This window comes from Deinococcus pimensis DSM 21231, assembly GCF_000519345.1.
GTDB lineage: Bacteria > Deinococcota > Deinococci > Deinococcales > Deinococcaceae > Deinococcus_A > Deinococcus_A pimensis.
In genome coordinates this window covers 176,632-190,021 of sequence record NZ_KI912671.1, presented here as the reverse complement: position 1 = coordinate 190,021, position 13,390 = coordinate 176,632, and the positions used below count along the sequence as shown (strand labels likewise).

General features: G+C 68.6%; 9 protein-coding genes and 1 pseudogene. 1 reads left to right on the top strand and 9 read right to left on the bottom strand.

Annotated elements, in window-relative coordinates:
- The 9 genes and pseudogenes from DEIPI_RS33155 to DEIPI_RS0120510 form a co-directional block, all read right to left on the bottom strand.
- Positions 1-414, bottom strand: a complete 414-nt coding sequence (locus DEIPI_RS33155) for a cupin domain-containing protein (protein ID WP_052351868.1) — start codon at positions 412-414, stop codon at positions 1-3.
- A gap of 48 nt (positions 415-462) precedes the next feature.
- Complete coding sequence (locus DEIPI_RS0120550; RefSeq protein WP_027483015.1) at positions 463-1,500, bottom strand: ScyD/ScyE family protein; 1,038 nt, start codon at positions 1,498-1,500, stop codon at positions 463-465.
- A gap of 568 nt (positions 1,501-2,068) precedes the next feature.
- A complete protein-coding gene (cax, locus tag DEIPI_RS33150; protein WP_045234805.1) occupies positions 2,069-3,232 on the bottom strand; it encodes a calcium/proton exchanger in 1,164 nt (387 codons plus the stop codon).
- A 138-nt stretch (positions 3,233-3,370) separates the two neighbouring features.
- On the bottom strand, positions 3,371-4,222 hold the full coding sequence (locus DEIPI_RS0120540; protein ID WP_027483014.1) for a bacteriorhodopsin: 852 nt from the start codon (positions 4,220-4,222) through the stop codon (positions 3,371-3,373).
- Positions 4,223-4,268: 46 nt separating this feature from the next.
- A complete protein-coding gene (locus DEIPI_RS0120535) occupies positions 4,269-4,538 on the bottom strand; it encodes a hypothetical protein (protein ID WP_027483013.1) in 270 nt (89 codons plus the stop codon).
- Between the two features lie 424 nt (positions 4,539-4,962).
- Positions 4,963-6,825, bottom strand: coding sequence for an NPCBM/NEW2 domain-containing protein (locus tag DEIPI_RS35850; RefSeq protein ID WP_052351867.1), 1,863 nt, complete (start codon positions 6,823-6,825; stop codon positions 4,963-4,965).
- Between the two features lie 279 nt (positions 6,826-7,104).
- Positions 7,105-7,920, bottom strand: a pseudogene (locus tag DEIPI_RS36920) (IS5 family transposase).
- Between the two features lie 210 nt (positions 7,921-8,130).
- Positions 8,131-10,029: an NPCBM/NEW2 domain-containing protein gene (locus DEIPI_RS35845; protein ID WP_052351866.1), complete on the bottom strand. Its 1,899-nt coding sequence runs from the start codon at positions 10,027-10,029 to the stop codon at positions 8,131-8,133.
- 975 nt (positions 10,030-11,004) lie between these two features.
- Positions 11,005-11,295, bottom strand: a complete 291-nt coding sequence (locus DEIPI_RS0120510) for a hypothetical protein (protein WP_027483012.1) — start codon at positions 11,293-11,295, stop codon at positions 11,005-11,007.
- 346 nt (positions 11,296-11,641) lie between these two features.
- Here DEIPI_RS0120510 and DEIPI_RS33125 point away from each other — a divergent pair, with 346 nt between their 5' ends.
- Entirely contained in the window at positions 11,642-12,706 is a 1,065-nt protein-coding gene (locus tag DEIPI_RS33125) for a tyrosine-type recombinase/integrase (RefSeq protein WP_045234804.1), read from the top strand.
- Positions 12,707-13,390 lie beyond the last annotated feature (684 nt).

Below are 13,390 nucleotides of genomic sequence, written 5' to 3'. Positions count from 1 at the left end.
TCACTGCTTCACGAGGATGTCCGGCTGAGCGCCCCTGGGGAGCAGATAGCTCAGCACGACCGTCACGGTCCGGTCCGTGGAGTTGGCGACGTCGTGCACCTGCCCGAGCGGTTCGGTGAAGCTCTGCCCGGCGGCGTACGTGGTCGTCCTGCCATTCTGATGCACCGTCAAGGTGCCACTGAGGACGAGACCCAGCAGGGGCCCGCCGTGCTTGTGCAGCGGGAACACCGCGCCCGGAGGGAAGTCCACCACGACCACCATGTTGGTGAACCCCGCTGGGACGGCGAGCGACTCGAACCTGCCCGAGAACCGCGCCTGCGGAGCGGGCGCCGCGGCGGGCATGGTATTGGTGGGCTGCGCCAGCGCGGTCAGAGCGAACGACGCGCTCAGGGCAGTCAGCATCCTCGTGTTCATCGTCGACCTCCTGGGAAGGGCCGTGGCGAGCGGACGAGCGTCGATCCTTCAGGGAGCCCGACCGAACGGTGGCCCCGCGACGTCGTCCACGGTCCACACCTCGCCGCCGAGCGTCACGACGTACGCGGTGTTCCCGATCACTTCCAGCGACGTCGGCCGGTCCAATCCGGACGCCAGGGTCGTGAAGGTGCCGTCGTCGTTCACCCGCACAAGCGACCCCGTGCCGGGCGTGGCGGGAAAGCCCTCGGCAGGTCCGGTCCACACGCCCTGCGACAGCGCGAACAGCGTGCGGCCCCGCCCGAACTCCACGTCCACGAGAAGCCGCGCGCCCGACGCGACCGTCCTCGTGACGCGCCCACGCCCGTCGAACTCGACGATGCGGCCCGTCTCGGGCAGATGCGGGATCGGTCCCGCCTCCGCCATGAAAACCGAGTCACCACGCACGGCGAGGCCCGTCGGGACGATGTTGCCGAAGGTGACGAGCTCCGAGACGTCACCGCTTCTCGTCACGCGCAACACGCGGTTGTGATGCCCGTCCGTCACGAGGAACTCCCCACGGAACGGCTCCAGCGCGTACTGCACCCCGCTCGGGATGAAGAACCGCGGGACGGGTGGATGCGCGAGCGAGAACGCGCCGATGTCCGCGACGAGCGTGTGGCTGGTCGGGCCGTCCACGCGGTACAGACCCACCGCGTCGTGCCCACCGACGTCCGCGCCGACCAGGGTGACGAGCGCGTACGCGGTCGAGCCGCGGAACGCGACGTCCGTGACCCCGCCGATCGAGAGGATCGGGGTGGGGAAGCCGCTCGCGAAGGTCGTGACGGCACCGGTCCTCGGGTCGATCCGCAGGATGCGGCCCGCGGCGGGTTCGGTGACGTACAGCGCCCCGCCGGGGCCGACGGCGCTGCCGAACGCCCCCTGAAGGCCGGTGACGAGCCGCGTCGGCGCGGCCGGGACGACCTGGGAGAGCGTCGTCGCGGCGGCCGCGTCCCGCGCGGGACGCGTGGTCTCACCGCACGCGGCGAGCATGCCGACGAGCAACGCCGCGAGGACGACGTTCCGGTCGAAGGTACTGGAAGGGTGCATGGCCGTTCCTCCTCTGTCGATCTGCCCCAGGACTGCGTGATGCGGGGCGCATTGAGCGCGAACGCCCGCGACGTCCCGACCGACCCGGGTGTGCCGGGCGCCGGACCTGCCATGACGCTGCTCATGCCCGCGGCGTCCGTCGCGAGGCGCGGCTCACGTCGCTCGAAGGCGTGGGCGTTCCTGCGCCTGTCGCCCATGTGGCGTGAGGTGCGGGGCGTCCGGCGTCAGCGGGGCTTACCCACTGGCGGACGTGACCCGAAGAGGCCGAGGGTCGGAAGGTCGTGCATGAGGCGCCTCCGTTCGACCGCCCTGCGGCGGCAGCGTGAAGGACGTGCGACGGGTGGCCGTCACGAAGGGAGGGCGCTGGGCGGTCACCGGTGAGCGCGGGCTCGAACGCAGCGGAGACCTCTATCGTGCGCCTCCAGGAGGCCGTGATGGTGAGAGGGGAAGGGGCTCCGCTGGCCTGCCGATACGACGTGAGGGGTGCCCGCGACGGCAGAACGCTCCGGAAGGCTCCGCGTCCGTGACGCGCCCGCACTTCCGGAGGGTGAGGGGACCTGCCGGGCAGTCACCCGCCCGGCAGGGTCGTGAGGGTCTGACGGAGGGACGCGTGCGCCGCGGGGGCAGGTATCGAAGCCTCACCCTCGGCGCTCGGGGTGGCGAAGAAGAACGCGAGGGCCAGCAGGACGTACACCGTGATCAGCAGGACGCCCTCGAACCACGTGGTCTCCCCGTCACGGGTGATGCTGTTGACGATCAATGGCACCGCGATGATCGCGAAGAGCTCCAGCGGACTGCCGAACACGAGGTTCATGGGGTGCCCGATGAAGTACGACACGATCACCAGCAGGGGCGCGGTGAGGAGCGCCACCTGGATGGTGCCGCCCACGGCGATGCTGACGGCGAGACCGATCCGGCCGCGCCGCGCGAAGTACGTGGCGCCCACGTACTCCGCGAAGTTCCCGACGATGGCGAGCACGACGATGCCGAGGAAGAACGGGCTGAGCCCGAGCGCCCGCGAGGTGGCCTCCAGCGCGCCTGACACGAGTTCCGCCTCGACGGCGACGAGGACGGTCGCGGCGACGAGGACGAGCACGGAGCGGCTCAGCGGCCACGCGGGACCGTGGCTCTCGGCGTCGTCCTCGAGGCTGAACACGTCGCGGTGCGTGACGAGGGTGTAGACGAGATTGAGGAGGTACACGAGGATCAGCACGACGGCCACGCCGAGGCTGAGGTACTCGTCGAGGTTCGCCAGCACCCCGGCGTCGGGCGCTCTGAAGGCGCCGGTGCGTTCGGTGTAGTCGTAGATGGCGGGCAGCACGAGCGCGAGGACGAGCAGGACCAGCATGCTGGCGAGCTGCTGCGCGCCCTGCTTGTTGAACGTCTGCCGCGCGCGTCCGAAGCTGCCGGCGAGCACGGCGAGGCCGAGGCCGAGCAGGGCGTTGCCGATGATGCTGCCGGTGATCTGCGCCTTGACGACGGCGGTGTTGCCCGCGATGAGCACGAAGATCGCGAGGATGAGCTCGGCGAGGTTGCCGAAGGTGACGCTGAGCAGACCGCCGATGGTGGGACCCGCGACGCCCGCGATGCCCTCGGTGCCCTTTCGCATCCAGTCCGCGAGGGGCACGATGCCGATGACGGCGGTGACGAACACCCACAGGGGTGGGGCGCGGACGACGTACTCCAGCACGAGCGACAGGGGCACGAACACGAGCAGCAGGTTCATGAGCATGCGGGTAGCGTACCGGGCAGGGCCGCGGGGCAGGCGTGCCCTTCGTTCATCGTTTCGACCGCAACCGAAAGGCGCCGTGGCGGGAGCGGCGGCGCAGGACGGCGTGACGGGGCGTGGTGGCGCGTGGTCGTCGGACGCTCAGCCGACGTCGGGGTGCTGCTCGCGGACGAGGGGGTTGTCCTGCGAGGGGTGGCGCTGCTCGTAGACGGTCGCGGCGGCCCAGAAGGCCACGAGGCCGATTCCGATCTTGTTCACGACGTCCGCGACGCTGAACGCCACGTGCACCCAGTTCAGGTCGAAGTCGGTGATCAGGGCGAGCAGGTACCCGACGGGGTAGACGCCCCAGGTGGTGACGGTCGCGAGCGCCATCGTCTTGAAGGCGCGTTCCTCCTCCCGCTGCGCGGCGCGCTGGTACGCGCGGAAGCGGGTGAAGAGGATATACACGGCGATGAGGTAGAAGACGGTGCTGACCGTGCCCCACACGAGGCGGGGTCCGGCGAGGATGGTGCCGCCGTCGGTGATCTGGTTCTCGCCGAGGTAGCCGGTGAAGATCATCAGGACGTCCGCGAGCAGCATGACCGTGACGGGCGCGAGCACGTAGCGGGTGCGGACGCGCAGGATCAGGACGTTCGCGAGCAGCAGCAGGGGCGTGGTGACGGTCCAGTCCATGTAGCGGGTCTGGCCGATCGCGACGTAGGCCTCGCGGGTGAGGTTGAGCCGCTCGGCGGGGTCGCCGACCGTCGCGATGACCTGGAGGTAGTGGCGGTAGTGGTCCTGGATGAAGAAGTAGGAGACGCCCGCGACGAGGCAGATGATCGCGTGGAGGACCATGCTGGCGCGGTGTTCGGGCACGACGCGGTTCTGGGTGGTCAGGAAGAAGACGCTGGCGGCGAGGAAGGCGAGCATCGTGGCGAACAGGGTGTAGTGGGTGACCTGTTCGAGCAGCCCGACCTCTCCGGCGGTGGGGACGAAGAAGCCTGCGAGGTCCATGAGGTCTCCTTTCGGGGGGTGCGCGGGGTGTGAGGGGAGGGCCCGTTCAGGTGGCGCGGCGCTCGCCTGGGGGCGTGCGTGGATCGAGGACGTCGGCGTCGAGGCGGTCGAGGAGGTCCCGGATGAACTGCCGGGCGTGCTGGTGGGAGTCCTCGCCCTTGAAGACGGCGAGGACGTGATGGTCGCCGCTGACGCTCCTGGCCTGGACCTGGTGGCGGAGCTGCTCCTGGGTGCCGCTGCCCTGCACGTCGATGGTTTCGATGTGGTGGGCGTTGAGCAGCTGGCCGGAGGGGGTGGCGATGTACAGGGGTTTCACGGGTTCTCCTTCGGGTGTGGGGAGTGGTGGTTCACCCGCCAGTGTCCTCCTCCCCTGACATCGTGTTACGATACAAATCCAAAGGACGATTCACCAGAGGAAAAGCGACCGTCATAAATAGATCCGGACCTACAAAAGACCTGCAAACCCGCCGCGCCACGGATCCGAAGCAGCGGCACGACGCGCGAATATCGCCTGTCGTCGAAAGACCCCCTATCAATACCGGGCCATCGGCTGGCATCGCCTAGTGCCGCACACCGCGCCCGAGCCCAGCCCCAGCTACACTCGCCAGCGCCACACTCACGCCCGGGGCAGTCATCCACGACCTGTCGGCCCGATCGACGCTCGTCTCGCCTGCCCGCCAGCGCGAGGCGCAACAGGAAGCGACGCGCTCCACCGAGCGCGTCGCCCCAACGCTGCGTCCTCAGGGGTTGATGCGGTACGTCGCGCCGCCGTTGTCGTACCCGAAGGTCGTCATGAGGTAGCGCCCGCCGGGCTGCACGAGCAGATCGCCCACGTCGGCGTACTGCTCAGGCGTGATCAGCGTCACGCCGTTCTTCCCGAAGGTCGTGTCGAGCATGAGGTCCGCACCGAACCGCACGAGCGCCAGGGACTCGTACCCCGAGGGCTGATACCGGCCGCCGACGAGCACCTGCCCGGTCGGCGTGACCTCCACTGCAGTGGGAATGCTGAGCGGCCCGGCACCTGCCGTCGGGCCGAACTCGAAGCAACGCTTGAGGGCGGCCCGGCCGTCCGCGCTGATCCGATCAATCTCCACGCCGTTCGCGCGGTAGAACGACGACGCGACGACCACCTCGCCGGTGGGTGTGACTGTCGTCGGTCCCGCGAACGCACCGCCGCAACCCTGGGGTGACGGAGTCACCGCCGGTGTCCACACGCCATTCTGACCATAGGTCGTGTCGACGGTGCCGTTCGGGAGGTAACGAAGGGCCCACGCGGCCGTCGCGGTGGTCGAGAGGTTGCTCGTTCCCGCCACCACGATCCGCCCATCGGCCAGGACCGCCACGGAGCCCGGCTCTTCGTTCGTGGAGTAGTTGCTCCCGGGCAGGACGTCCTCCAGTTGCCGGTAGATCACACCGTTCGTGCCGAACGTCGAGTCCCTCGATCCGTTCGCGCCGAGCCTCAGAACGAAGAGGCCCTGCTGGTCGTAGGCGGAAACGCCGATGGGTTGAATGGCGGTCCCCACCACGACGATCTTCCCGTCGGACGTGAGCGTCACGGCGGTGGCCCTGTCGGTGGACCCGCCGCCATTGGCCGGCACGGACAGGTTCAACACCACGCGGCCCGCGTCACCAAAGGACGTGTCGGGCGTGAGGTCCGGGTTGAGGCGGATCACGAGGACGTCCGAGCCGTCGGCGCTCAGCGTGCGCGCACCGACCAGCACGACCTTCCCGTCGGGCTGGACGACGAGACTGGACAAGCTCTCACCGTTTTGGAGCGGAAGGGGTGTCGTGCCGAGCACCGCGCCGTCCGGAGAGAGCCGCGTGATCTTCCCGGCGCCGAGGATCAGGTTGGTGCCGTCTCCTGCGAGGGCCGCCAGGAGGCCAGGTACGGGTACGCTGCCATTCGTGCCGTACGAGGTGTCGAGGGTGCCGGGCGCGCCCGTCGCGGGGGGTGGCGTGACAGTGCCCTGCTGGCAGTGGACGGTGGGCTGGATCCAGTCGGCGTGATCGTAGTAGAAGTTGTCCCCACCGTTGGTGACGACCAGACGCAGGTCGGTCTTGCCGGTCGTGTCCACCGAGTAAAACCTCGCGCCATCCTTGCCCGTCATCACACCCGAGTCCCACACCTTGGCGCCGTCCAACCAGATCTGGAAGGTGACGCTGCCCCGGTCGCCCACCTCGTCGTCCACGCCCACGTACCCGTCGAGCTTGTTGCACGTCACGCCCGCGAGGGTGCTCCTGAGGCTCCAGCGGAGTTCGCTGTCGGCGTGCACGCCGTAGCCCACGTCGTAGGTCTTGCCGCCCACGCTGAGCTTGCGGCCGTCACCCTTGTTCTGTTCACCGTTGCTGGTGTTGATCTCGATGGGTCCCCAGCCGTTCGTGGCGCTGAGGATGGGTTCGTAGTACAGGTTGTTCGCACCCGGGTCGAGCACGAGCGGGGTGACGTTGCCGGGCTGCTGGGTGTAGCTCCAGGGGTACGAAGCGCCGTTCGCGTACGGCCCGAGGTCGTCCTGTGAAGCGGCCGGAGATGTGGTCTGTCCGCAGGCGAGGAGGAGCAACGGAAGCGTGAGGGGAAGGAATGTTCTGTACGTGAGTCGCGACATGAAAGCTCCTTGCGCTTAGACCGCGTGCAGTGCGTTGTGGAATCCGGCCTGAAGGCGCACGGGTAGCGTGACAGACGCGGCATGACGCCCGGTGCAGGCCCGGTGAATACCCGCCTCACGGGTCCGGCATGAAGAACTCACGGAGTACGGCCAGAACCTCGGGCGTGCCACGTGCTCGTCGCGCTTCACCTCGTCATGCGAGCTTCATCTGTCCTCACGGGAGGAACACCATGCTTCGGCCCGTCTCCTTCAGAAGTGAAGAGAAACAAAGGGCGCCCCTCACGCAAGGCGGGTGTGTCGACGCAGCACGATCAGGCAACACGCCAACCAGGTGAACCCGAGGTGGATGTCGTCGCGCACCTCGTACCGAACCCGCAGGCGACGGAACCGGCTCAACCACGAGAGGGTGCGCTCTACCACCCAACGGTGCCGTCCCAGGCGCTCACTGGACTCCACGCCTCGCCGGGCGATCCTGACTCTGATGCCACGTTCGGTGACATGCTCGTCGGCAGCGGCGGCTGTCGTAGGCTTTAGCGGCGTGGAGCTTGACCGGTCGCTTCCTCGGGTGCCCCCGGCGTCCGTCAGGAACCAGCGGGACGGCGTCGAGGAGCGCTTCGAACAGCAGGCTGTCATGGGTGTTCGCGGGGGACAGCAATACGGCGAGGGGCGTACCCTGACCGTCGACGATCAGGTGACGTTTGCTTCCTGAGCGTCCTCGATCCGTGGGATTCGGCCCGGTCAGCGAGCCCCCATTGCCGCGGGGACAGTGGCGCTGTCAAGACTGGCGCGGGTCCAGTCGAGCAGACCGGCCTGAGTGAGCCCCTCGAGCAGCACGTGGTGGAGCCGCTCGAACACCCCTGCTGCGTGCCAGTCCCGCAAGCGGCGCCAGCAACGGCTCGGGACGCCCCGACGCCAGGTCATGCCGCTGCCGAACCCGAGTTCGAGGGGAAGCTCTGCCCAGGGGATGCCAGTGCGGAGCAGGTAGACGATGCCTCCGAGCACACGGCGTGCAGGAACGCGAGGGCGTCCGCCGTTGGGTTTGGGTGGCTCGTGTGGCAGGAAGGGTGCGATGAGATGCCACAGTCCGTCGCTCACTTAGGTTCGGACCATCCCTCAGCGTGAACCATCTGGCTGAGCTATTGATACGCGGTCTAAGTCAAGACCAATGGCGTCGTAAGACCGCCGATCCATACCCTCAGTTCCGTGAGCACGCGTTCCCAATCATGGCGCGCCTGATCCGCAAGGGTAAAAAGGGGTCACTCCAGCAAGAGTGGCCCCTCTACCGCACGTCAGACGCCCGCGACGCTACGGATTCAATCCCGTCACGACGGTCGTGCCGACCACGATGCGCCCGTTCGGCTGCACGAGCACCTCGTTCGCGTTCGGGACCTTCACGAAGCCACCCCCGAAGGTCTTGTCGAGCGTCCCGTCCGCGTTGAGCCGACCCACCAGCGTCGAGTCCGTCGAGTCAGCGGTTTCCGTGCTGGTGAACAGCACCTTCCCGTCCGCCTGCACCGCCATGCGCGCGTTGTTGCAGTGCGTGCCCTCGCCTGTCGGACCTGGAATGAGGCCGAAATGCGTCGCGTCGAACGCGGGCGAGCCGTCAGGGTTGAAGCGTCTCAGCTCGCAGGGCAGCGCACTGTTCGTCGAGCGTCCCAGCACGAGGAACCTCCCGTCGGGCAGCAGCGCCAGATCGGACAATTGGAGGAGCTGATACCGCGCGTTGAGGGTCGTGACCATACCGTCCCCGTCGAGGGTGGAATCGAGCGTGCCGTTCGGCAGGAGCCGCACGACGAGCTGACTGCTGGTGTTGTAGCCCGACTGGGTGTACTTGTCGACCGCGCCGACCAGCACGCGCCCGTCCGGGTAGAGCAGCACGCGCGTGCCGGTGATCTTCTGGCTGACGAAGTCGGGGTCGCCGCTGCCGTCGCTGGCGGGGACGATGACGGTGCCGCCCTGCCCGAAGGTCGGGTCGAGTGCGCCGTCAGGCATCAACCGGGCGACGAACAGGTCCTTCGACATGTCGGTGGTGGGGGAGGATGGATGGAACGACTCGCCGACCACGATGATCTTCCCATCCGATTGCGCGACCGCGTCGTACAGAGCGTTGACGGCACTCGGCAGGCTCGAAATAAGGATGGCGCCCTTCGCGTCACCTGGGTTGGGTGTGTTCGCGGTCGGGTCGGGGGACCCGTCGGGCAGGAGCCGGATGATGGCGAACTGGTCGTAGTCGGGCACGGGGTTCCGGGTGTAGTCACTGCTCGCGACGGCAACGATCCGGCCGTCCGGCAGGAGTGAGACGCGGAGCGGACCACTGCTGGACCCGAGATGAAGGGTGGTGCGGCCAGCCTGCCCGAAGCCCGTGTCGGGCGTGCCGTCCGGGTTGTAGCGCGCGAAGGCGACGTCGAGTCCCCCGGCGGTAAGAATGGTGCCGGCGACGATGATCTTGCCGTCGGGTTGAACAGCGGTCGTGCTGACTCGAGTGAACCCCGCGTTGATGGTGTGGAAGGTGGGGTCGATGGTGCCGGACGGTCCGCCCGGGGCGGGCGGCGGGGTGGTCGTGCTGCCCTGCGCGCAGTGGACGGTGGGCTGGATCCAGTCGGCGTGATCGTAGTAGAAGTTGTCCCCGCCGTTGGTGACGACCAGACGCAGGTCGGTCTTGCCGGTCGTGTCCACCGAGTAAAACCTCGCGCCATCCTTGCCCGTCATCACACCCGAGTCCCACACCTTGGCGCCGTCCAACCAGATCTGGAAGGTGACGCTGCCCCGGTCGCCCACCTCGTCGTCCATGCCGACATACCCGTCGAGCTTGTTGCACATCACTCCAGCCAGCGTGGATTTGAGACTCCAGCGGAGTTCGCTGTCCGCGTGCACGCCGTACCCTACGTCGTACGTCTTGCCCGCCACGGTGAGGGGCCTGCCGTCGCCCACCTGCTGCTCGCCGTTGCTGCGGTTGACCTCGATGGGTCCCCAGCCGTTCGTGGCGCTGAGGATGGGTTCGTAGTAGAGGTTGTTCGCGCCGGGATCCAGGACGAGGGGCGTGACCGTGCCTGCCGGTTGCGTGTAGCTCCAGGGGTACGAGGCGCCGTTCGCGTAGGGCCCGAGGTCCTCCTGGACGGCCGCGGGCGTCGGGTTCTGCCCGCAAGCGAGGAGCAGCAGGGGCAGCGTGAGAGGCAGGAGTGCATGAGGCGTGAATCGAGGCATGAAGGCTCCTTGCGCCCGGAGCGTGCAGTGCGTGGTGGAATTCGGCCTGAGGGCGCACGGGTAGCGTGACAAGTACGGCGTGATTCCGGGTGCATGGCCGGTGAATACGCGCCTCACGGGTTCGGCACGAAGAACTCACCGAGTACGGGCTGGCCCGTGGCCTGCACGGGCCCTGTGCGCGCTTCACCTCGTCATGCGCGCTTCATCTGTCCGGGCGGGAGGAACACCTCTTGGCGGTTCGGCACCTCGGTCCGTAAAGGCAGACGCAGCGCGCTTCTCACACGAGGCGGGAAGGTCGGCGCGGCATGCCCGCCTCGTGAACGCCTCATGGAGGTCGCGGCGACCCTCGTCCCGTGAGCGAAGGCGACGTCGAGGAGTGCTTTCAAGAGCAGGCGGTCATGGGTGTTCGCGGGGGACGGCCGCACCGCGAGGGGCGTCCCCTGACCGTCGACGAGCAGGGGCCGTGTGCTCCGTGGTCGTCCTCGATCCGTGCTGCCTGCCGGTCCCGCGAGCGACGCCAGCAACGGCTCGGGACGCCCCGACGCCAGGTCGTGCCGCTGCCGAGCCCGAGTTCGTGGGGAGGTCCGCCCAGGGGATGCCGGTGCGGAGCACGTTTGCGACGCCTTCGAGCCCACGGCGGGCAGGAACGCGAGGGCGTCCACCCTTGGGGGGAGGGGCGCGGTGAGGTTTTACAGGTCGTCGGTGACCTGGGTTCGGGTCACCCCTCAGATGGATTCGCACGGCTGAGGTATTGACAGGCGGTCCAGGGGGTCGAGTTTTTCAGCCGTCACGGACAGCGCTCAACCCGGGCTTCCTGGCTCCGGTCGTCTTCGAGGAGCGACGTCGGGCAGCCTGGCCCGGGTTTCTGCGCTCGCCGGCACGGGGAGCTGCATGGTGGGGTGCGGCTCTCCCGTGACCTTGCGGCGGCCCGTGTCCGGCGGGCAGGGGGGACGTGTTGCCGCCCTCTCACCGGGCTCAGAACGGGATGAGGAGCTTGAGCCACTGCCCGGCGGGCGTGACCTCCACGCGGGCGGCCCGGGTGGCGGCGGAGGCGGCCATCTCGCGGAACTCGGCGTGGTCGGGCAGGCGTGTGCAGGTGACGGTGAGGGTCTGTCCGTCGCCGCGCGGTGGGATGTCGGTCAGGACGGTCACGTCCTCGGGGTGGTAGGTGCGGTCGTCCTCGAGCTCGAACCGCGCGGCGAGGAGGCCTTCGGGGGCGGCGCAGACGAAGACGAGCACCTCGACCTGACCGGGAAGATCGAACATGCTTCCAGGGTAGCCGGGTGGTTCCCGGAACGCCAGTGCCGTCGGCGCCGGGGTGGGTACGGGAACCCTCGGATCGTGTCGGAAGTGCCTTCTCGTCGCTCCCAGCGCCTCACCTTATTCTCATGAAGAGTTGCGGCAGCCACAGGACACCAGCACGCCCCCAGACGCGACAGGAGACGCACCCGACCTCATCGACGCTCATCGACGCTCAGGCCCCGACCGGCTCAGGGCACCACGCTCCTTCCGCCGATCGACCGGCCCTCCCGCGGGGTGGCGTCAGGCATCCTCTCCCGCTTCGGCTCTCTTGCTGTTGCTTATTACCGTAAGCATCAGTTAACCTCGAAGCGTGACGCTCGTCCTCACCAGCCGCTGGAGCCAACCCGACCACCGCCGAGCGCGAGCGCTCCAGGTCCTCCACGACCACGACGTCGACGCCCTGTGCGACCTCGTCACCTACCACCAGCACCACAAGGGCGTCTCCGGCGCCGACACCAGCCCCCGCACCCTGCGAGGCTACCACCTCGGCGTCCGCGACTTTCTCGCTTGGTGCTGGTCCGAGGAGCAGACGCTCGCCCTCAACCGCCTCACGAACGAGGACATCGAACGGTACCTCGTGCACCTCCGCACCCGGCCCCGCCGACCCCGCACCGTTCACGGCCGCGTCCCGACCGAGAAGCTCAGCCCCGACAGCGCCCGCACGTACCTGTACGGCGTCCGCGCCCTCACCCGCGCGCTCGTCTGGGCAGGCGTCCTCACGGACGACCCCACCAAGGGGGTGCGCGCGCCCCGCTCCCGCACCGCCGCGCACGAACGCAAGGGCGCGCTGCCCACGAAGGTCCTCGACGAACTGCTCGCCCTGCCCGCCCGCACCCACGATACGCCCGAGCGTACCACTCGCTACCTCGGCATCTTCGTGCTCGGCGCCCGGCTCGGCCTGCGCCTCGACGAGATGGTGCGGCTCGACGTGCGGGACCTCGACGTCCACGGCGCCCGTCTGCGCGTCCGGCACGGCAAGGGAAGAAAGCAGCGAACCGTCGACGTCCCACCGAGGGCCCTCGCCGCGCTGCGCGCGTGGCTCGCGTGCCGCGAGGCCCTCGCGCTCCAGGGGCACGTGGATCCGGACGCGCTGCTCCTGTCCTTCCAGCCGGCCTCACGCGGACGTCGCCTCACGAACCGAGGGCTGTACGACGTCGTCTCCGCCTACGGACACGCGCTCGGACTGGACGACACCCTCACCGGCGTGCACGCGCTGCGCCGCACGGCCGGCACGCGCCTGTACCGCGCCACGCGGGACCTGCACGTCGTGGCGGACGTGCTGGGACACGCGAGCGTCACGACGAGCGCCGTGTACGCCAAGATGGACGACCAGGCCCGCAAGTCCGCGATTCACGCTGCCGAGGACGTCGAGTGAGCGTGCGGGGAGGTGCCTCACGGCGGCCAGCCCCGCGAGGTGGACGTCCACCGTCCCGGGCGGCCGAACCCGACGATGCCGATCGGCGCCCGCCTCCGGGGGGTCGGGATGACCGGGGTGGATTTCCGGCTCCTGCCGCGGTTCGAGCTGATGCCGAACGCCAGCGACGTCCGACGTCCCGTGTCAGGGCGCCCTTCGGGATGAGGAAGAACGGCCGGGCGCGGTGATGGATGGGACGTGACTCCCGCATTCCGGGCGGAGTTCGTGAATGACGAGTGGCGCCTCCGACGCGACGAGGCGCTACCTGTCACTCGTGTTCCCCCGGTCCCCCCGCTCGTCGATGTTGGTACGCGGTGTTTTTCCGGGTGGATGACTCGAGGTCTTCTTGGGCGGGGGTTCTCCGTGAGGGGGTGTGGATGAGCGTTGGAATCACGGCGAATCTATACTTTTATAAACGGTAACGATGGTAGGCCACAATGGTAGGTCGGCGTATGGCAGGTCAGCGTTACGATCGCCAGGCACGACGAAACGCGTGAAGTGTCACCTCCACGCCACCGGAACGCCCTCACCACGCGGCCGCGGGAGCGTCGGCATGTCGAGGGACGCGGGTCATCCGGACCTCCTCGCCTCCTGGGAGCCGGGTCACGGCGGGCACGTCGGTGCTCGCTTCGGTCTGCTCTCCCC